This window comes from Gordonia sp. BP-119, from assembly GCF_016924115.1.
Lineage (GTDB): Bacteria > Actinomycetota > Actinomycetes > Mycobacteriales > Mycobacteriaceae > Gordonia > Gordonia hongkongensis.
On sequence record NZ_JAFFZF010000036.1, the window covers coordinates 36442 to 56666 of the forward strand.

A 20225-nucleotide genomic window follows, 5' to 3' on the forward strand; every position below is an offset into this window, starting at 1 on the left:
GACTCACCGGCGAGTGTCGATGACAGGTGTCAGCGTGCCGGTCTGGATGACCTGATCGCTCGTCGCGATGGTCAGACCTCGGCGGGTGGCCTGAGCGACGATCATGCGATCGAAGGGATCGCGATGTTCCCAGGCGAGCTGTCCTGCTGTCACCGCGTCGCTGGAATCGATGGCGAGGTCGGTCGCTGACATGGACGAGAGGGTTTCTTCCCACGCGGCGAGGAGTGGCGCTCCGTCGAGTCTGCCCAGCCGCGTCTTGATGGCGATTTCCCAGGCCGACGCAGCCGACACGTAGAGAGCGTTGCCGGGATTCGCGAGGATGTCCAAGGTGGTGGGTGACAGCCGGTCCGGTTCGCTGACCAGCCACAGGACCGCGTTGGTGTCCAGCAGGACATCGGTCACGAACCCGACTCCCAGCGCTCGAGGTCGTCGGCGGACAGCGGTGCGTCGAAGTCGTCGGGAACAACCATGGCCGGGAACTGCCCGAATCGACGCGGAGGTGGTGCCACGGGCCTGAGTACTGCGACGGGTCGGCCATGCGTGGTGATAGTGATCTCTTCCCCGGTTCTCTCGATCTCAGCCAGCACGGCGTTGAGGCGCGCCTTGGCTTCTGTGCTGCTCAGGGTTCTCATGAGCCGATTCTACTCGGTTCTGACCATTCGGACTGGTTCGAATGCACAGAACGTGGGCCACGAGTTCCCTCACACCACCCGTCGCAGAACCCCCGGCACGACGTCGTCGTCGGCGGCGAGAGCCAGCACCTCACCGAAACCGGCGACGAGGCAGTCGGCGAACAACTCGAGGTCGGTGACCGCGGCGCCGTCGGAATTGATTCCGAGACAGGCCGTTCCGTTGTGGGTGATCATCGTCGCCATCATCGCGCAGCCGGGCAGCGGGCCGAACGGGAACATCCGCTCGACCTTGGCGCCGGCCACGTAGGTGTCCCACGGAATGCCCGGCACGTTGCTGGCCTGCAGATCGTTCTGGCTGGTCGTGCCGCTGAACTGCATGAGCACCGATCCGGGCAACCAGGCCATCACCGAGCCCAGGGTGTTGAAGATGTCGACGGCCGGTTCGTGCCGGGCGACGCGGACCTGTTCGCGGATGGTGAGGACCCGCTCGAAGGGGTCGGCGATCCCGACCGGTCCGGCGAGCCGTCCCACCGCGATCCGGTTGCCACCCGCCGGATCCTCCGGACGCCGCACCGAGATCGGGATCGCGACCGGCATCGTCTCGATCGGGGTGCCCATCTTCTCGTGATAGAGGCGGAAGCCGCCGATGAGCCCGGCGAGGTAGACGTCGTTGATCGACGCCCGCGTCGCCGTCGCGGTCGCCTTGAGGTCGGTGAACGGGACCTCGAACGCGCTGAAACGCCACGACAGGCTCCGGTGCGCGAGCAACGGGGAACCCGGGGGACTGACCAGGCCCGCCACGCGTGGAACCGAGCGACCATAGCGGAGAACGGAACTCACTGCCTGGCGGGGATGTGCCAGCGCGCGGACGCCGCGGAAGGTCGTGTCGACACGATGCGGGATCCGCCGGATCTCCTCGCCCACCTGCCGGCGGAGCAGGTCGACGGGCGTGATGTTCACCGGGTCGGGACTCGGCGGCTGGGGTTTGCCCGGATTGTGTTCGCGTGTGGGCGAATGCAGCTGGGCGAGTCCGATGATCGCGCCCAGGCCGTCGGTGAGCGCATGGTGGGCTTTGAGGAAGTATGCTGCCTTGCCGTCCGGCAGCCCTTCGATCAGCGTGCCCTCCCACGGCGGCCGTGCGGCATCGAGCGCGGTCATCGCGAGCTGCTCGCACGTGACGAGCAGCTCACGCATGCTGCCGTTGCCGCCCAGACGGATTCGGCGCAGATGGTAGTGCAGGTCGAAGTCCGGGTCGACTGCCCAGCTGGGCGTTCCCATGCCGAACGGGGAGTCGACGACGCGCTGCCGGAATCGCGGGGCCATTCGGCTTCCCCATTCGTGGGCAGCCACGAGCCGGTCCCAGTCCGGGGCGCAGTCGTACACCTCGAGCATGCAGATGGTCCCGCGCATCCGGCGATCGGTGTCGCCTCGCCACATGATGGTGTCCACCGAGCTCATGTGGGGCTCGTTGGCCCAGTCGAGCGGTCGGTCCACCCCGTCGGTCAGGTCCGGTTCCTCGCTCACACTTGCCTCTCTTCCGGTACCTCGACCGGTGGCCGGGCGTCGTCGTCGGCGAAGAAGTCAAGCGGCCAGTCGGCCAGGGCGCTGATGTACATCTGCCGGACCTCCTCGGCGCGGTCGCCGATCTCGTCGGGCGACCAGTCGCTGGTGTCCACCGGCGGAAGCACCATCACCTCGACGGTCCCCGGTCGGATGAGTTGCGCACCGCGCCACATCAACTCGCCGGTGTTACGCAGGACCACCGGTACGACGGGGACACCCGCCTGCATCGCGATGTGGAACGGACCCTTCTTGAACCTGCCCACACGTGGTGTGGGCGACCGGGTGCCCTCGGGCGCGACCACGAGCGACATTCCCTCGTCCCGCAGAGCTGTGACGGCCGGCGCCAGCTGTTCGATCGCGCGGCCCGGGTCGGCGCGATCGATGAACACCAACCCGGCCTGCTGCAGGATCGGCCCGACCACCGGAACCCGTTGCACCTCCTTCTTGGCCACCCCCGTGGCCTCGGACCGCACGAGGTTGATCATCACCGGCAGGTCGAGTTTCGACTGGTGGTTGAACAGGAACACGCACGGCCGCGCCGACGTGAGGTACTCGCCTCCGTCGAGGACCTGCACGTGGATCCCGGCGAGTGACAGCCCGACGTCGGTACCGGTCGGCAGGGCCTCGACGAGTGCGGCGGGATCGCGTCGAACGAGCCCGGTGGTGACGCCCACCGCGGCGGAGGCGAGAAACGAACCGTAGAAGGCGCCGGTTCGGGCCAGCATCCCGAGCCGGTTGTACGTGGGGTTCTTCAGGTCGATGATCGGCCAGCCGCGGGATTCGGCCTCCGCCCGCAGTATTCGGCGCGGGGAGACCGCCGCCGGGTTGCCCACCGACTCCAGGTACGGGATGTCCTCGTTGCCGTCGCTGTAGGCGAAGGAGGCGTCGAGGTCGATGCCGTGCTCACGGGCGAGGGTGCGTACCGCAGCGGCTTTTCCCGGACCCCAGAGCGGGCGTCCCCGGATGTTGCCGGTGACCACCCCGTCGACGACCTCGACATCGGTGGCGAGTGCGAAGTCGGCCTCGATCTCCCGCGCGATGGGTTCGATCTGGAATCGGGTCGCCGACGACGCGATGACGATGGTGTGTCCCATCTCCCGATGCGCGCGCAGGATCTGCCACATCTGCGGCCGCAGCTTGGCCGCCGTCTCGTATTTGAAGAGGTGTTCGCCGAACTCGATCAGCTCGGCGTAGGTCTTGCCGGCGAACGTGGGACGCGTGGCGTCGAGCACTTCCGCGTAATCCTGTTCGGACACGACGCCGCGCAATCCGATGAGCAGGAAGTCGGCGAGTTCGCCGAAACCGAATTCCATGCTGCGCAGGCGTGCTCGCATGATGGCGGCGGCGGAGAAGCCCTCGATCAGGGTGCCGTCGTAGTCGAACAGCGCGGCGACCTTCTTACCGGTGGGTGCCGACCGGATGGCCCGCATCCGGTCGGTGAAGGCACTCATCGTGTCCCCTCCGACCAGATAGTGTCCATGGTGTCGGCTCCGCCCACGGCAGGCTGGAGATCCTCGATCGACGCGATCCGGGCCAGCCGCTCGCGCATCGATTCGACCTCGTCGAGCCAGTCCCGGCGGGCGGTCGCGAGGTCCGCGACCTCCTCGCCGTGGATCAGGTGGCGGTTGTCGGCGAGCTGATAACAGCCGTCGTAGAGGTCTTTGGAAACCGAGTCCTTGCTGCGCACAACACCTTGCAGGGACAGCTGGCGTCCCAGACCGAGGCATTCGACGATCAGGTCCTCCTTGTCGCGCGATGCGGTGCCGAGTTCCACGAGTTTGGTCGCGAAGACCAGTTGGGCGTCGAAGAACGGCTGCAGGGTGCGTCGGGCGAGGAGTCCGCCGGTATGGCCGTGCAGTATCTCGTAGGTCCACTCCTGCGTCGGCGTCACGGCACGCCAGCCCGGGGCCAGCAGATCGAGTTCGAGACCGAGTCGGTGCAGGAACTCGGTCTTGGCCGGGAAGAAGAACTCGAACTTGAGCAGATCGCGGATTCGCAGGGCCTCCCGTTGCGACGCCGCGAGCAGCCCCTCGTCGGCGAGCGGACCGTCGGCCGTCTCGTCGTATCCGACGGGGTGTTCGTCCGGCGGGATGTCGTCGGCCCGGACGTCACCGTCGGCCACGGCGAGCATGGCGACCTCGACGATCGCGCGGTCGACGAAGTGATGGAGCGCCCCGTTGCGGTAGTAGGCCGCGACCGCGTGGTTGTCCGGCACGATGGACCACACCGGTTCGGAACCGCCGTCGAAGCAGCTCACCACGCCGTTGCCGGCGAGGACCCGGAGAGTCTGGGTCAGCCCGACCCCGCGGCACAGGGCTGGGTCCGGGCCGGGTAGCTCGCGCCGGCGGATGTAGTCGAGCAGGGGAGCCAGGATGGCCTCGATCTCCGCGAGCGTATACGCCCTGTCGTGCGCGCCGAGGAGGGCGAAACCGGCCAGCGAGGTCGCCGAGATCGGGGTGGCGGAATTGATCTCGTCCATCACCCGGAACGCGACCTTCTCCAGTCGCGCGCGGCCCTCGCCGGCGTCGGCGAGAGCGGTCCGCAGCGAGATGGGGGTCCCGAATCGCACCCGGGCCTCGCCCAGGTAGGCGCGCTGCGCCTTCGCGTAGCGCAACAACCACCCGACGCCCTCGGGCTTCTTCGTGCCACCGGCGTCCTCGGCCGCCATCGCGCCGATCTCCTGGAGCTGGTCGTACACGATCGAGGTCGGCACGATCGTCACGTCGGCCTCGTCGAGCTGCCCCACCGCGTCGACGACGTAGGTGAGCAGTCCCAGTTTGGGCTTCCGGAGCTTGCCGGTCCGGCTGCGACCGCCCTCGATGTACCACTCCAGGTTGAAGCGCTTCTCGACGATGTAGGCGAGGTAGGAGCGCATCGCGAACTTGTAGACCGGGTCCGCGCCGAACTTGCGTCGGATGAAGATCATGCCGGCGCGGCGGGCCACCGGGCCCACCGGCCAGAACGAGAGATTGTTCCCGCCGAGCACGAGGTTGGGTGGGAAGTCGTTGTTGCGCAGCACTTTCGCCAGGACCAGCGGATCGACATAGGACCGGTGGGAGGGCAGGAAGATCAGGCCGGTGGACCTGTTGAGGGTGCGCAAGGTGTTGAGGTTCTCGACGTCGACGGTGACGTTCCAGGCCCGCTCGTGCAGTCGGTTGAAGGTCGCCGAGAACACGTCGTCCATGAGCCGGCTCTGGGTGGCGACGAAGGTCGAGAGTTTGTCGGTGGCCTCGGCGACCACCGCATCGGTGGGCCGACCCAGTTCGGCTGCGAGTTTGGCCGCGGACGTCTGGAATCGCGACGAACTGCTGATCTGCTCGGCGACCAGCCGGGGGACCTTGTAGCGATCACCGACGATCTGGCGTTCGGCTCGCTCGGCCGACACCGACGCCTGGAACAGGACGAACTGGGCGAACGGCGCACCCTGCGCCTGGTGATGGGCATACCGGGTGCGTAGTTCCTCGATCGTGGCGGGTGCACCGGCAACGACGCGGAGACTGTCCGGACGTCTCTTCCGGATCAGCGGCTGGACCGCTCCGAGCGGCCGCCGGGGATTGGACAGCACCAGGACGTCGCCCAGCGTGACCCGCCGCTCACCCTGCCGGACCGCCGGGAGCCAGACCGCCCGGACAGGCACGAGCAACGTCTCCGGCGCCATGCCGTCGAAGTCGATCTCCGCCGATCGGGAGATCGTCGCGTCCGGATAGTTCGCCGCCGTCCACTCGCGTACCGCCCGCATCTCGCACGACGTACGGGCTTTGGTCAGCACCACCACCGGATCGGTCACCTGCATCACCCTCACGTCTCCTGGGGTCCGGCCCCGCCTAATTGTGACGTGGACTACGCCGAGGGGGGGTGGTTTTCGTCAGGACGACCGACGCGCCGCGAGGACTTTCGTGTGTAACCGGTCCGGCCAGATGATGTTCGGTCCGGAGACGACGAAACGCCCCATCCGACCGAGTGGCCGTCCGGGGCGTTTCGCGCAAGTCAGGAGCTCAGAGCGCGCTGACGTTGGTAGCCTGGGGGCCCTTGGCGCCCTGCTCGACGTCGAATTCGACGCGCTGGTTCTCTTCGAGGTTGCGGAAGCCGCTACCTTGGATCGAGGAGTAGTGGACGAAGACATCTGCGCCCTGGTCGTCGGGAGCGATGAAGCCGAAGCCCTTTTCGCCGTTGAACCACTTGACGGTTCCCTGTGCCATACTGCTGTACTTCTTTCTTCAGTGTGCGCAACCACCAAGACCGATGGCCGCCCGTCAACTCTGTCACAGATGAGGACCGTTGGGAAACGCAGGGCGCAATCGTTGTGGGCGGTCCGCTGCGCGGGTACCCCGTTCGAGAACGAAACCCGGGTGTTCGGGGTCTGCGTGAGTAGACAGGACAGGGCACCACGCGATCGACCTGCGATCGAGGCACGTCATGGCCGAGAACGATCCGCTGACCACACAACGCGATGCCGTCCGCGACGTCGCCGGTGAACTGGTGGAAGCAGGTTTCGCCGATCCGGTCGAGATCGGTCGTGGTGGCTACGGTGCCGTATATCGCTGCCGCCAGCCCGCATTGGACCGCGATGTCGCGGTCAAGGTGCTGACCGACCACCTCGACGCGCAGAACCTCGAGCGGTTCGTGCGTGAGCAGCGTGCGATGGGACGACTCTCCGGGCACCCGAACATCGTCAACATCCTCGAGGTCGGATCCACGCCCGAGGGCTTTCCGTTCATCGTGATGCAATACCACCCCCACGCATCGTTGGATCTGCGCATCCGCAGGGACGGTCCGCTCGACTGGCGCGACGTGCTCCGGCTCGGCATCAAGGTGGCCGGTGCGCTCGAGACGGCCCACCGGGCGGGCACCCTGCACCGCGACATCAAGCCGGGGAACATCCTGCTCACCGAATACGGCGAACCCCAGTTGACCGACTTCGGCATCGCCCGTATCTCCGGCGGCTTCGAGACCGACGCCGATCTGGTCACCGGTTCGCCCGCCTTCACCGCGCCCGAACTCCTCGCCGGTGCGACGCCATCAGTGACCTCCGACGTCTATGGGCTGGGCGCGACCCTGTTCTGTGCGCTGACCGGCCACGCGGCGTTCGAGAGGCGCAGCGGGGAGCAAGTGGTCGCGCACTTCCTCCGCGTCGCGAGCGAAGGAGTCCCCGATCTCACGTCTGCCGGATTCCCCGCGGAGGTGTCCGGCTGCATCGAACATGCGATGGCACGCGAACCCGCGGACCGCCCCGGGTCGGCGGCAGAGCTGGGCGAGGAACTGCGGAACGCGCAGCGGCGGCTCGGGGTGCGACTCGACGGGATGGCGCTGCCGGACGGGTCCTCGGAGCCTGCCACCTCGACGCCGCGGCGGCGGCGGACGACGATGACGCTGCCCATGCCGTCGACGAAGTTCCGCCCACCCGTCCGGCCTCGGGCGCAGGTCACCAGGACCCGACTCCTGAAGACACTGCGCGACGGGAAGCTGCGCCGTCTCACGCTCATCCACGCACCCACCGGCTACGGGAAGACCACGGTCGCGGCCCAGTGGGCCGAGGAGCTCGCCGTCGACGGCGTGCCGGTGGCGTGGCTGACGGTCGACGACACCGACAACGACGTCGCACGGTTTCTCGCCGACCTCGTCGAGGCACTGCGCCGGGCGGCCCCGGACGCCGTCGGCGGATCCGGGCGTCCCGGCGAGCTGATCGGTGACATCTCCGGCCGGCACCATGCCATCGGTGACTTCCTCGCCGAGAACGTCCTGGGCGTGCTGGAACCGGAGGTCCTGCACTTCCTGCTCACCGTCTCGCTGCCGGAACGGATCTGCGCCGATCTCGCGACCACGCTGAGCGGCGAGGAGCGAGGACAGGCCATGCTCGAGGAGATCGAGCTCCGTGACCTGTTCCTCACCCGGGTCGATCAGGCCGGACAGTGGTTCCGATTCCACTCCCTGTTCGCCAAGTTTCTCCGGCGCAGGCTGGAACGCGATGAACCGCAACTCATTCCGCAACTGCACCGCAGGGCGTCGGAGTGGTTCGCGGGGCACGGAATGCTGACCGAGGCTGTCGACCATGCGCTCGCCGCCGGTGATGCGGACCGTGCCATCGAACTCGTCGAGACCGACGGCCGGTCACTCATCGAACACTCGCGAATGACCACCCTGATCACATTGATGGAGAAGTTGCCGCCTGTGACGGTGGCGGCCAACCCGATCCTGCAGATGCAACTCGCGTGGGCGAACCTCCTCCTGCACCGCGCCGCGCTCGCCGAAGCCTCCCTCGAACGGGCGCGGGTCGCACTCGAGCGACTGGCGAGGTCAGATGCTGCCCTGGGAATTCGCCGTGAGGCCGACATCGCCGAGGCGTGCGTGCGCGCCATCTCCGACCGGCTCGACGGGCTCGACGAACTGGTGGCGCGCCTGGCCGACGACCTCGACGGGTTGCCGCCGTTCCTCGTGTCGGCCATCCACAATGTCGGGACCCTCGGCGCCACCTTGCGATTCGACTTCGACGAGGCTCACCGCTGGCAACAACGCGCGATCCCGGCACACCGACGCAACACCGGTCCGTACGCGGTCATGTACGGCTACGGACTCGACGGGCTCGCCTACGTCGAACAGCTCGACCTCGATCGTGCCGAAGCATGCTTCCGTACGGGACTGCGGTTGTCGCGCGAACAGGGTTCGTCGACCCAGTCGCAGGGCGCGCAGCTCGCCAGCGCCCTTCTCGCGGCGGTCCGGTACGAGCGCGGTGATCTGTACGAAGCCGAACGGCTGCTCGACGAGAGCTTCTTCATCGGGGCCGCCGAAGGCGTCGTCGACATGATCGAGGCTCGGCATCTCGTCGGGGCGCGCGTGGCGTTGTGCCACGGTGACCGGGCGGTCGCGGGGTCCTACCTCGACGAAGCCGTGGACATCGCCGAGCGGCTCGACACCCCGCGGCTGCGTGCCGTCGCCGAGAACGAGCAGGTGGTGAGGCACCTGCCGGCTCGTCGAGGGGTGTCTGCGCGTGTCGACGCCGACGCCGAGGTGCCGACACGCGGCATCGCGGCGATCGTCGCGCAACTCCATGCCGAGACCGCGATCCGGTTGATGCTCGACGCCGGCGAGTCCGCCGAAGCCCCTGACGTCGCCTGTCGATGGGCGCAGGAGTGGATGAACAGGTTGGTCGGCAGCGGCCGCCACCGAGCGATTCTGCGGGCGCGACGACTCCTGGCGATGTGTCTCGACGCGGCCGGGCGGCCGGACGAGGCACGTGCACAGACCCTGGCTGTCCTGGCGCAGTGCGCAGCGTCGGGCATGGTTCGGTTCCCGCTGGATGGCGGCGACGACTTCACCCGGCTCGTCGACGACGTCGCCCGCGGTGTTCGTGCCGGTGACCGTCCCGCGCCGTCAGCGTTGTCGCCGGATTTCCTCGAGCGGTTGCTCGGCGCCGGCGGCACCCGTTCGTGACCGGCCGGGAATACCCGGATGGGCCGGTGGCCTTGAACCACAACGTGGCCCCAGACCGCCCGCCGCGCGGGTGCGGGGCAGAGGTAGACGACCCCTAGAGAGAGGACAAGTGCTCATGGCAGTCCCGAACATCACACTGAACAACGGAATCACCATCCCGCAGTTGGGTTTCGGAGTCTTCCAGGTTCCGCCGGAGGACACGCGTGAAGCAACTCTGACCGCATTCGAGGTCGGATACCGCCACATCGACACCGCGGAGATGTACGGCAACGAGAAGGGCGTCGGCGAAGCGGTCCGCGATTCGGGCATTCCGCGCGACGACATCTTCATCACCAGCAAGCTGAACAACGGCTTCCACGACTACGACGACGCCCTGAAGGCGCTCGACGGGACCCTTGCCGACCTCGGCGTCGAGCAGATCGACCTCTTCCTGATCCACTGGCCACTGCCGGAGGTGGGCGATTACGTCCAGACCTGGAAGGCGCTCGAGAAGGCCTACGCCGACGGCAAGGCGCGAGCGATCGGCGTGTCGAACTTCCAGCAGGCGCATCTACAGCGTCTCTTCGACGAGACCGACGTCGTACCCGCGGTGAACCAGATCGAGGTGCACCCGTATCTGTCGCAGAACCCGTTGCGCGCGTTCAACTCCGAGCACGGCATCGCGACCGAGGCATGGTCCCCGATCGCCCAGGGCAAGGTGACCGACGACCCGGTCATCACCGAGATCTCCAAGTCCAAAGACCGCTCGCCCGCGCAGGTCTCCCTGCGGTGGCACATCCAGCGCGGCGACATCGTCTTCCCGAAGTCGGTGACCCGCTCGCGCGTCGAGGAGAACTTCGCACTGTTCGACTTCGAACTGTCCGACGACGAGGTCGCCCAGATCGACCGCCTCAACAGCGACGAGCGCATCGGGCCCGATCCGGACACCTTCAACTACGTGCCGGAGTGATTAACCCCCTCTCGACTGTGCTCCCCTGAGGTGCGAGCGGTGACCCTTCTGCTCCCTGAGGTGCGAGCGGTGACCTCTTCTGTTCCCTGAGGTGCGAGCGGTGACCCTTCTGTTCCCTGAGGTGCGAGCGGTGACCCTTCTGTTCCCTGAGGTGCGAGCGGTGACCCTTCTGTTCCCTGAGGTGCGAGCGAAGCGAGCCTCGAAGGGCCTCACAAGGTGCCTCACCAGGCCCTTCGTGGCTCGTCGCTATCGCTCCTCGCACCTCAGGGAGCAGGGGGTGGCGGCGCTATCGCTCCTCGCACCTCAGGGAGCAGGGGGTGGCGGCGCTATCGCTCCTCGCACCTCAGGGAGCAGGGGGTGGCGGCGCTATCGCTCCTCGCACCTCAGGGAGCAATGGTTATGTCGTTCTCTCGAGTTATGGGACGGGGGTGACCGGAGGTCAGGAGAGGTTCTCGGGGCGAGCAGGTTTCGACAACGAGGCGCGCAACTGACTGAACCGGAACAGTGCGGGTTCGCCGACCACGTCGGTGTAGCGGTCGATGACCGTGTCGACGAAGTCGTCGACTGCACTGTCCGGTAGGCGGCTCGTCCAATCCGACGCCCCGACGGCGAACCAGGCTCGGAAGTCGTCGACCGAATCGAACTGCCAGTTCAGATCCTTCACCGTCAGGTCGTCCACGATGAACCCGGCGTCGGTGGCGAGTTCCCCGAACCGCGACGGTTCCACGTGGACGTAGGGCGCGTCGAAGCCGTCGAAGTAGCGCTTCCGCTCCGGTTGCGCCGCGACCTCCATCGCCACGTCTTCGATACTCGGTCTTTCGGTGGCGCACACCATCTGCAGCACCGCCCGACCGCCGTCGACGAGACTGCGAGCGATTCCTTGCAGCGCCGCCCCCTGGTCGTGCACCCAGTGCAGCGCGTTGAACGACACCACGATGTCGAAGTCGTCGTCGAAGGGCAGGGCAAGCACGTCGTCGACGTGGAACTGGATGCGCAGCAGGTCCGCCGGGACCCGGAGCAGCGCGCGTTCGATCATCCGACGCGAGGCGTCGACGCCGACGACCGAGCCCGACGGCAGCCGGTCGGCGAGCAGCATCGTGATGAAGCCGTCGCCGCACCCGATGTCCAGCAGGCGTTCGGTCCCGGTGAGTTCGAGGTCGCAGATCGACTCCTCGGCGACCATGCGCTGCAAGGCGCTCACGTCCGCGTACCGGTCACCGTCCCAATCGACCATCGCTCACTCCTCGGTTGTGTACCGACCCCGGGCCATTGTCCCGGCAAGTGCGCACGGCCGCCCGACGTTCGGCGTATCCGGGCCGCCGCAGTCCTACCGCCCCGCCGCGCGTTCCACCATGAGCGAGGCCTCCCGGTAGTGCGCGTACACCTCGGGCGTGGGCGTCCCGGTGAGCGTCTGGGTCGATGTCTCCCACGCGGGCAGTTCACCGGTCAGGGCCCACGCGGCCTGTCGCGCCGCACCGAGCGCCACGTGTTCGCCGTCGGCGGGGACGACGACCTCGCCGCCGAACAGAGCCGGTGCGATGTGGCGCACCGCAGCCGACTTCGCGCCACCCCCGGTGAGCAGCACACGCTCGACGTCGATGCCCTGCTGCTCGATCCGTTCGCGGCAGAACACCAGCGACGAGACCAGGCCCTCGACGGCCGCGCGGGCGATCGCGGCCGGGGTGAAGTTGGCCGCGGTCAGCCCCGTCAGCGTGCCGGTCGCGTCGGGGAGGTTCGGCGAGCGCTCGCCGGCGAAGTAGGGCACCATCGTGACGCCACCCGCGCCGGGCTCAGCCGACATGGCCAACCGGGCGAACTCGGCCAGGTCCACGCCGAGCATCGACGCGGTCGACGCCAGCACCGGGGCGCCGTTCAGGGTGCAGACCAGAGGCAGGTGACGCCCGGTCGCGTCCGCGAACCCGGCCACCAGACCCGACGGATCATTCGGCGCCACGTCGCCGACGGCGCTGACCACGCCCGACGTGCCCAGGGAGACAACGGCATCCCCGGGGCCGGCGTGCAGTCCCAGTGCGGCTGCGGCGTTGTCGCCCGCGCCGGCGCCCACGACGACGCCGGTCGGCGTGCCGCCGGCCCGTTCCGCGGGGCCGAGGACCCGGGGCAGAAGTGGTCGACGGCCGCGGAACGCGGCTTCGAGCAGATCGGTTCGGTACTCGCCGGTCGCCGCGCTGAAATAGCCGGTGCCGGAGGCGTCGCTGCGGTCGGTCGTCAGCTCGGCGAGGTCGTGACTGTCGCGCAGTCGCCAGGTCAGCCAATCGTGCGGAAGGCAGATCGCAGCCGTGGCGTCGGCGTGCGCCGGTTCGTGGTCGGCCAGCCAGCGGAGTTTGGTCGCGGTGATGGAAGCCACCGGCACCACCCCGACAGAGCGTGCCCACTTCTCGGATCCGCCGAACTCGTCGACGAGAGCAGCAGCGCTCGGTGCGGATCGGGTGTCGTTCCACAGCAATGCTTCCCGGACCACCCGGCCGTTCCCGTCCAGACAGACCATGCCGTGCTGCTGGCCCGCCACGGACACCGCGGAGACGTCGTCGAAGCCGCCCGCGGCGGCGACCGTAGTGCACAGTGCGTCCCACCAGTGATCCGGATGTACCTCGGTACCGGCGGGGTGCGCAGCGTGCCCGGTGCGCACCACCTGCCCGGTGTCGGCGTCACAGACGACCACCTTGCATGACTGGGTCGACGAATCGATCCCGGCGACCAGCGTCGTCATGCGAGCAGGTCGATCAGTGTCGCGCGGGTTCCCTTGCTGCGCAACGACTCCAGCGCCGACAGATACGGAGTGGTGAACAGCGGATCCTGGGCGAGGGTACCGAACAGCTCGGGGTCGGCGACGAAGGCCAGCGGGTCGGTGCGGGACCGTTGCGCTCGCGGAACGAGTTCGGCCGCAAGGGGGTCGACGACGTCGATCGGTTCCCCCGCCTCGTCGGTGCCCTCGGCGTAGCGGGTCCAGCTCGCCACGACCGCAGCGGCGAGGTCGCTTCGCCGGCCCTGTTCGAGGCGCTCGCGGATCACCGGGACCAGCCACTTCGGGATGCGGTCGGAGGAGTCCTGGCACAGTCGCGCGATGGTGTCACCGATCGCCGGGTTGGCGAAACGTTCGAGGAGGGTGTCGATGTACTCCTCGACGTCGACGCCGGGAAGCGGACGGAGGGTGGTTGCGCCTTCTTCGGTCATGTAGCGGTGCAGCAGGTTCCGGATGTCCGGGTCGGACGACGCGTCGTGGACGTAGCGGTACCCGAGCAGATATCCGAAGTAGCACAGCGCCTGGTGACCGGCGTTGAGCAGTCGCAACTTCATCAGCTCGTACGGGGTGACGTCGTCGACGACCTGGACTCCCACCTGCTCCAGTGCGGGGCGTCCCATCGAGAACTCGTCCTCGAGCACCCACTGCGTGAAGGGCTCGGCGACCACCGGCCAGTTGTCGTCGACACCGGTGCGATCGGCGACCTCGGCGGCCAACTCGGGCGGTGTGGCCGGGGTGATGCGGTCCACCATCGAGTTCGGGAACCGGGTGTTGGATTCGATCCACGCGGCCAGTTCCGGATCGCGCAGCTGCGCATAGGCGAGGAAGGTCGATCGTGCCATGTGCCCGTTGCCCTGGATGTTGTCGCACGACATGACCGTGAACGACGGGACACCGCGGTCCCGGCGCCGCGCGAGTGCCTCGGTCACCAGCCCGAAGACGGTGCGTGGCGGCGCACTGGCCTCGAGGTCGGCGACGATGTCCGGGCTCGTGGCGTCGAACTCACCGGTCGACGGTGAGAAGTTGTAGCCGCCCTCGGTCACCGTCAGCGAGACGATGCGTGTCGCCGGGTCGCTGAGCCGCTCGATGACCTTCTCGGGATCATCAGGAGCGTAGAGGTATTCGACGATCGATCCGATCACCGAGGTCTCGACGGCACCGTCGGGGTGTTTGAGGGTGAGCGTGAACAGTCCGTCCTGCGGCCCCAGGGCGTCGCGCATCGCGGCGTCGGCCGTGCGGACGCCGACCCCGCAGATGCCCCACTCGCGCGCCGACGCGTCGGTCGCGAGGAGACGGTCGAGGTACATCGCCTGGTGTGCACGGTGGAACGCACCCACACCGAAGTGCACGATCCCGGGGGTGACGCCCGAACGGTCGTAAGTGGGGACCTCCACGCCGGCGAGGTCCGACACCGTCTCGTTGTTCAGGGGTGTGTTCATCGAAGAGTTCCTTCCGTCTCGTTCGGGGCGGTGTCGGCGCCGGGCCCGGGCTGGTATCTCGAAAGAGACGGGTATACCACGGCTTTGATGGTGCCGGGTGTGCGATCGGAGTCGAGCGCGTCGGCGAGCTGGTCGAGTCCGAACCGGGCGGTGACCATGGCGTCGAGGTCGACGGCGCCGGTCCGGACCAGTGCGAGGGCCGTCGGCCAGGTGTTGGCATAGCGGAACACCCCGGTCAGCACCAGTTCGCGGTTCTGGATGAGCGACACCGGCAGTTCCATCGAGTCGGCGCCCATCCCGACGAGGACGACGCGCCCGCCGGGACGCACCCGGGCCAGTCCATCCCGAACCGCACCCGCGACACCGCTCGCATCGACGAAGGCGTCGACGGGTTCGCTCCCGGTTCCGGGCTCGATCACCGTGGTGGCACCGAATTCGAGTGCGCGAGAACGTCGCTGCGCATCGGGCTCACTGACGACGATGCGCGCGAGACCGGACGCCCGGGCGACCTGCGCCACCATCAGGCCGATCGGACCCGCGCCGGCGATCAGGACCGAGCCGCCCACCGACGCCTCGGCTTTGCGCATCGCGGCGATGCCCACGGAGAGCGGCTCGAACAAGGCGGCGGCCTCGTCGGAGACCTCGGGTGGTACGGGATGCGCGAAATCGGCTCCGATGGTCACGAATTCGGCGAAGGCGCCGTCCACCGGAGGCGTCGCGTAGAACCGCATGTGTGGGCACAGGTGGTAGTCACCGCGTCTGCTCTCCGCTGTGGTCGGGTCGGGACGCTGCGGTTCGATGGACACCCGCTCGCCGACCCGGCCCGGGTCAACCCCTTCCCCGACGGCGACGACGACCCCGGCCGCCTCGTGACCGAGGACGAGCGGTTCGCGGACCACGAACTCGCCGATCCGTCCGTGACGAAAGTAGTGGGTGTCGGACCCGCAGACCCCAACCGCGCGCACGGCCACCGTGACGTCACCGGGCTCCGGGTCCGGCGACCTGCGACTTTCGGTGGTCACCGAGAGATCGGGATGCAGGACGGCGGCGCGCATCGCGTCGGGAACGTCCGCTATGGGGCGATCGGCTGTTGCGTGGGTCACACCCGGATGCTAGCTTATTGAGCACATTGACCGCCAGTGAGCAGATGCTCACCGTCGTTGGCTCAACGAGCGACGGCGACGACAGGGACGGGGCACGCGACCATGGCACCTCGGAAGTCGACGAGCGACGACGGCGAGCCGTCCGTCTCGACAGTCCGCGCGGCCTCGCGCGGAACCCCCGACTCCGGCCAGGACCTGCGTCTTCTCGTCCGCGCCGCGACCATGTACCACCTCGAGGGGCTCACCCAGGCCGAGATCGCATCACGCCTGGGCGTCTCGCGGCCGACCGCCGGTCGGCTGGTGGCGCGGGCCCGGGCGCAGGGCCTCGTCCGCGTGTCCGTGGCTGCGCCGGCGCACCTCTCGGCCTCGATCCACACCGATCTCGAACGCGCGGTGGAGGAGACCCTCGGTCTCGACGAGGTGCTCATCATCGACGAGGTGGCCGACGGCACCACCACCGGCAACGCCGCGCTCGGCCGCGCCGGGGCCTCGGTGCTCACCCGCCGCATCCAGGCGACCGACACCTTCGGATTCACCTGGGGGCCGGAGCAGGTGGCTGTCGCCGACGCCATGGCCGCATCGGCGTCATGTCAGCGGGTCGTGCAGATGGACGGCTCGATGACCTCGGTGGAGTACCACACCGGCGTCGACCATGCACTGTCCCGGTTCTCCGAACGTCTTCATGCCCGTCCGCTGCGGCTGGTCGCACCGCTGTATGTCGACCCGGAGACGGTCACCGCCGTGAACCGTGATTCGATTCTGTCGCAAGCGCTCGCGGCGGCACGTGGTGCGCAGGTGATGCTCTTCGGCGTCGGGTCGGTGTCGACGTCGACCACATTGTTCGAGGGATCGTTCATCGATGCCGTCGTCCTCGACGAGCTCCTGGAACTCGGCGCGGTCGGAGAGATCGGCGGACGCTTCTATGACGCGCACGGCGTCGCGGTGCCCTCCAGTCTCGTCGATCGGACCGTCTCGGTGTCCCTCGACGCGGTACGGGCCTGCCCGACATCGATCCTCGTGTCCGGTGGCACACACCGTCGCGAATCCATCCTCGGTGCACTGCGCGGTGGCTACGCCACCATTCTCGTCACCGACCTCGCCACCGCCGAATGGCTTGTGGTGCAAGAGAAAGGCGGACAATGATGTTCTCCCGACACCGAGTGCGATGGGCGCTGGGTGCGATCATCGCGACCGTGACGCTGGTGCTGACCGGCTGCTCCGGCGCCGGTTCACTCACCGGCGGCGGTGGTCGCGAGATCACCGTCGCGATGGTCTCCAACTCGCAGATGCAGGACGCGGTGAAGCTGTCCAGGCAGTTCGAGGAACAGAATCCCGGCGTCACGGTGCGATTCGTGACCCTCTCCGAGAACGAGGCGCGGGCCAAGATCACCGCATCGGTGGCCACCGGCGGCGGTGAGTTCGACGTCGTGATGATCAGCAACTACGAGACCCCGATGTGGGGCGAGTACGGCTGGCTCGTGAATCTGACCCCGTACATGGATGCCGATCCCGAGTACGACGTCGACGACTTCATCCCGACGCTGAAAACGGCTCTCTCTCACGACGGTTCGATGTACTCGGCGCCCTTCTACGGCGAGTCGTCGTTCCTGATGTACAACAAGAAGCTCTTCGCCGAGGCGGGGGTGTCGTTGCCGGCCCAGCCGACGTGGCCCCAGGTCGCGGAGGCGGCAGCCAAGCTCGACAACGAGCGCACCGCGGGCATCTGCCTGCGCGGCAAGCCCGGCTGGGGTGAGGTGCTCGCCCCGCTCAACACGGTGATCAACGCCTTCGGCGGCCGCTGGTACGACGAGGACTGGAACGCGCAGCTCAACAGTCCGGAGGTCGCCGCGGCGGTGAAGTTCTACGTCGACACCGTCCGGAACCACGGCGAGGCCGGCGCCGCGTCGTCGGGCTTCCAGGAGTGCGGAAACCTGTTGTCGCAGGGCCAGGTCGCGATGTGGTACGACGCGACCTCGGCGGTGTCGGTGCTCGAGAGCCCGGACACCTCGTCGATCGCCGGGGACGTCGGCTACCTGCCGGCGCCCAGTATGGCCAAGGGAGACAACGGCTGGCTCTACACCTGGTCGCTGGGCATCCCCACCAGCAGCGAGCACCAGGACGAGGCGTGGAAGTTCATCCGGTGGATGACCAGCAAGAGCTACATCGAGTACGTCTCGGAGACGCTGGGGCCCAGTCACGTTCCACCGGGCAGCCGACTGTCCACGTATGAACTGCCGGCGTACAAGGAACTCGCCGCTCCGTTCGCCGAGCAGACACTGAGCGCGATGCGCGCAGCGAACCAGTTGAAGCCGACCCTCGAGCCGGTGCCCTACACCGGCGTCCAGTTCCTCGCGATCCCGGAGTTCCAGGACCTCGGAACCCGGGTGAGTCAACAGATCTCGGCAGCCATCGCCGGTCAGATCAGTGTCGACGACGCGCTCGCCCAGGCACAAGAGTACGCCCAGGTCGTCGGCAAGTCCTACCAGAGGGAGCAGTGATCATGGCCACCGCAGTCTCCACTCCACCACCCGACACGACCCCGAAGGCACCGCTGACGTCCTCGCGTGATCACGTCACGCGCGCCGAGGGCTGGCGGCGTCGCGGCCCGCTCCTGCCGGCCCTGATCTTCTTGATCGTGGTCACGCAGATCCCGTTCGTGTTCACGCTGTACTACTCCACCCAGTCATGGAACCTGGTGCGTCCGGATTCCCGTGCGTTCGTCGGCCTCGACAACTATGTCGCGGTCTTCGGCGACAGTCAGTTCTGGCGGGTGACGGTCAACACAATCCTGCTGATCGTGGGCACGGTGCTCATCTCGGTGCTCCTCGGTCTGATGTTCGCCCTTCTGCTCGACCGGAAGTTCCTGGGCCGAGGCGTGGTTCGGACACTGCTCATCACGCCGTTCCTGGTGACCCCGGTGGCGGCCGCGCTGCTGTGGAAGACGAGCTTGCTCTCGCCGACCAACGGACTCGTCAACTGGGCGCTGAGTCCGTTCGGTGTCGAGACCGACTGGCTGTCGGAGTTCCCGCTGATGAGCGTGATGGCCGAATTGGTCTGGCAGTGGACGCCGTTCATGATGCTGCTGATCCTCGCGGGCCTGCAATCGATGCCCCGTGACATCCAGGAAGCGGCACGCGTCGACGGCGCCACGAGCTTCCGGCTCTTCCGGGAACTCACCCTCCCGCATCTGCGCCGGTTCATCGAACTCGGTGCGGTGCTCGGGGCCATCTACCTGGTGAACACCTTCGACGCGGTGTACATGATGACCTCCGGTGGTCCGGGCGTCTCCAGTTCGAATCTGTCGTACTACATCTACCAGCGCGCGTTCCTCGGCTTCGACATCGGCCAGGCCGCCGCGATGGGTGTCGTGACGGTGATCGGCACGATCGTCGTCGCCACGCTCGCCCTGCGACTGATCTTCAAATCATTCTCCGGAACAGAGGAGCCGGCCTGATGACCACCGACATTCGCTCCGACCATGCGTCGGCCGGCAATACAGAAGACAAGTCCGGCACCGAGATCCGCCGTCGGCGACAACCACGCCAGGCAGCCCTCACCGCCGTCACCTGGATCCTGGCCATCGGGTTCTTCTTCCCGGTGCTCTGGATGGTGCTGACGGCGTTCAAGCAGGAGAGCGACGCCGCGACGAACCCGCCGACCTTCATCTTCGAGCCGACGCTGCAGCAGTTCCGCGACGTCTTCGACGCGGGAATCGCCACACCCCTGTTGAATTCCTTGTTCGCGACGATCGTGTCGACGATCCTGGTGCTGTTGCTCGGCGTGCCGGCTGCGTTCGCGCTGTCGCTGCGCCCCGTACGCAAGACCAAGGATGCGCTGTTCTTCTTCATCAGCACCAAGATGCTGCCGATCGTCGCCGCAATCATCCCGCTGTACGTGATCGTCGGTGAGATCGGGATGCTCGACAACATCTGGACGCTGGTCATCCTCTACACCGCGATGAACCTACCGATCGCGGTGTGGATGATGCGGTCGTTCTTCCTCGAGGTCGCCGGTGAACTCCTCGAGGCCGCCAGCATCGACGGCGCTAGCCTGTGGACCTCGGTGCGTGAAGTGATCCTCCCGCTCATCTCGCCGGGAATCGCAGCGACAGCACTGATCTGCGTGATCTTCTCGTGGAACGAATTCTTCTTCGCCGTCAACATGACCGCGGTCAACGCGCAGACGATGCCGGTGTTCCTGACCGGTTTCATGTCCGGCCAGGGCCTGTACTGGGCGCAGCTGTCCGCCGCATCCGTGCTCGCCGCGCTGCCGGTCGTCATCTGCGGCTGGATCGCCCAGAACAAGCTCGTCCGTGGACTCTCGTTCGGCGCGATCAAGTGATCCATTCCG

The 20225-nt window shown here is 67.5% G+C and carries 16 protein-coding genes; 6 read left to right on the plus strand and 10 right to left on the minus strand.

Annotated elements, in window-relative coordinates; all coding sequences use genetic code 11:
• Positions 1–3 precede the first annotated feature (3 nt).
• From JW364_RS18695 to JW364_RS18720, 6 genes are all read right to left on the minus strand, one after another.
• Positions 4–402 carry a type II toxin-antitoxin system VapC family toxin gene (locus JW364_RS18695; RefSeq protein WP_065629469.1) on the minus strand — a complete coding sequence of 133 codons (399 nt, stop codon included), beginning with the start codon at positions 400–402 and terminating at the stop codon, positions 4–6.
• Positions 399–632 carry a type II toxin-antitoxin system Phd/YefM family antitoxin gene (locus JW364_RS18700; protein ID WP_065629468.1) on the minus strand — a complete coding sequence of 78 codons (234 nt, stop codon included), beginning with the start codon at positions 630–632 and terminating at the stop codon, positions 399–401. The genes JW364_RS18695 and JW364_RS18700 overlap by 4 nt, the downstream gene beginning before the upstream one ends.
• Before the next feature lie 69 nt (positions 633–701).
• Complete coding sequence (locus JW364_RS18705; protein ID WP_205333987.1) at positions 702–2156, minus strand: wax ester/triacylglycerol synthase domain-containing protein; 1455 nt, start codon at positions 2154–2156, stop codon at positions 702–704.
• The gene (locus JW364_RS18710) at positions 2153–3646 is read right to left on the minus strand and encodes an HAD-IB family hydrolase (RefSeq protein ID WP_058252824.1); all 1494 of its coding nucleotides are present in this window, start codon (positions 3644–3646) and stop codon (positions 2153–2155) included. Before JW364_RS18710 ends, JW364_RS18705 begins: the two co-directional genes overlap by 4 nt.
• Complete coding sequence (locus tag JW364_RS18715; RefSeq protein ID WP_205334003.1) at positions 3643–5988, minus strand: glycerol-3-phosphate 1-O-acyltransferase; 2346 nt, start codon at positions 5986–5988, stop codon at positions 3643–3645. Before JW364_RS18715 ends, JW364_RS18710 begins: the two co-directional genes overlap by 4 nt.
• A gap of 202 nt (positions 5989–6190) precedes the next feature.
• The gene (locus JW364_RS18720) at positions 6191–6394 is read right to left on the minus strand and encodes a cold-shock protein (RefSeq protein ID WP_058252822.1); all 204 of its coding nucleotides are present in this window, start codon (positions 6392–6394) and stop codon (positions 6191–6193) included.
• Positions 6395–6611: 217 nt separating this feature from the next.
• Here JW364_RS18720 and JW364_RS18725 point away from each other — a divergent pair, with 217 nt between their 5' ends.
• Together JW364_RS18725 and JW364_RS18730 are read left to right on the plus strand one after the other, a co-directional pair.
• Entirely contained in the window at positions 6612–9623 is a 3012-nt protein-coding gene (locus JW364_RS18725) for a serine/threonine-protein kinase (protein ID WP_205333986.1), read from the plus strand.
• 115 nt (positions 9624–9738) lie between these two features.
• Positions 9739–10572, plus strand: a complete 834-nt coding sequence (locus JW364_RS18730; RefSeq protein WP_205333985.1) for an aldo/keto reductase — start codon at positions 9739–9741, stop codon at positions 10570–10572.
• 439 nt (positions 10573–11011) lie between these two features.
• Here the strand turns inward: JW364_RS18730 and JW364_RS18735 are convergent, their stop codons facing one another.
• The 4 genes from JW364_RS18735 to JW364_RS18750 form a co-directional block, all read right to left on the minus strand.
• Positions 11012–11806, minus strand: a complete 795-nt coding sequence (locus JW364_RS18735; protein WP_065629464.1) for a trans-aconitate 2-methyltransferase — start codon at positions 11804–11806, stop codon at positions 11012–11014.
• Between the two features lie 93 nt (positions 11807–11899).
• On the minus strand, positions 11900–13300 hold the full coding sequence (xylB, locus tag JW364_RS18740) for a xylulokinase (RefSeq protein WP_205333984.1): 1401 nt from the start codon (positions 13298–13300) through the stop codon (positions 11900–11902).
• Complete coding sequence (locus JW364_RS18745; RefSeq protein WP_137810248.1) at positions 13297–14772, minus strand: mannitol dehydrogenase family protein; 1476 nt, start codon at positions 14770–14772, stop codon at positions 13297–13299. The genes xylB and JW364_RS18745 overlap by 4 nt, the downstream gene beginning before the upstream one ends.
• The gene (locus JW364_RS18750) at positions 14769–15827 is read right to left on the minus strand and encodes an NAD(P)-dependent alcohol dehydrogenase (RefSeq protein ID WP_137810260.1); all 1059 of its coding nucleotides are present in this window, start codon (positions 15825–15827) and stop codon (positions 14769–14771) included. Before JW364_RS18750 ends, JW364_RS18745 begins: the two co-directional genes overlap by 4 nt.
• Positions 15828–15977: 150 nt before the next feature.
• Here JW364_RS18750 and JW364_RS18755 point away from each other — a divergent pair, with 150 nt between their 5' ends.
• The 4 genes from JW364_RS18755 to JW364_RS18770 are packed head-to-tail and all read left to right on the plus strand — an operon-like array spanning position 15978 to position 20216.
• Positions 15978–17018: a sugar-binding transcriptional regulator gene (locus JW364_RS18755; protein WP_137810249.1), complete on the plus strand. Its 1041-nt coding sequence runs from the start codon at positions 15978–15980 to the stop codon at positions 17016–17018.
• Positions 17015–18373 (plus strand): sugar ABC transporter substrate-binding protein, encoded by a 1359-nt coding sequence (locus tag JW364_RS18760; RefSeq protein WP_137810250.1) that lies wholly within the window; start codon positions 17015–17017, stop codon positions 18371–18373. The genes JW364_RS18755 and JW364_RS18760 overlap by 4 nt, the downstream gene beginning before the upstream one ends.
• 2 nt (positions 18374–18375) lie before the next feature.
• The gene (locus tag JW364_RS18765; protein ID WP_137810251.1) at positions 18376–19329 is read left to right on the plus strand and encodes a carbohydrate ABC transporter permease; all 954 of its coding nucleotides are present in this window, start codon (positions 18376–18378) and stop codon (positions 19327–19329) included.
• The gene (locus JW364_RS18770) at positions 19329–20216 is read left to right on the plus strand and encodes a carbohydrate ABC transporter permease (RefSeq protein WP_240199301.1); all 888 of its coding nucleotides are present in this window, start codon (positions 19329–19331) and stop codon (positions 20214–20216) included. Before JW364_RS18765 ends, JW364_RS18770 begins: the two co-directional genes overlap by 1 nt.
• Positions 20217–20225: the final 9 nt, after the last annotated feature.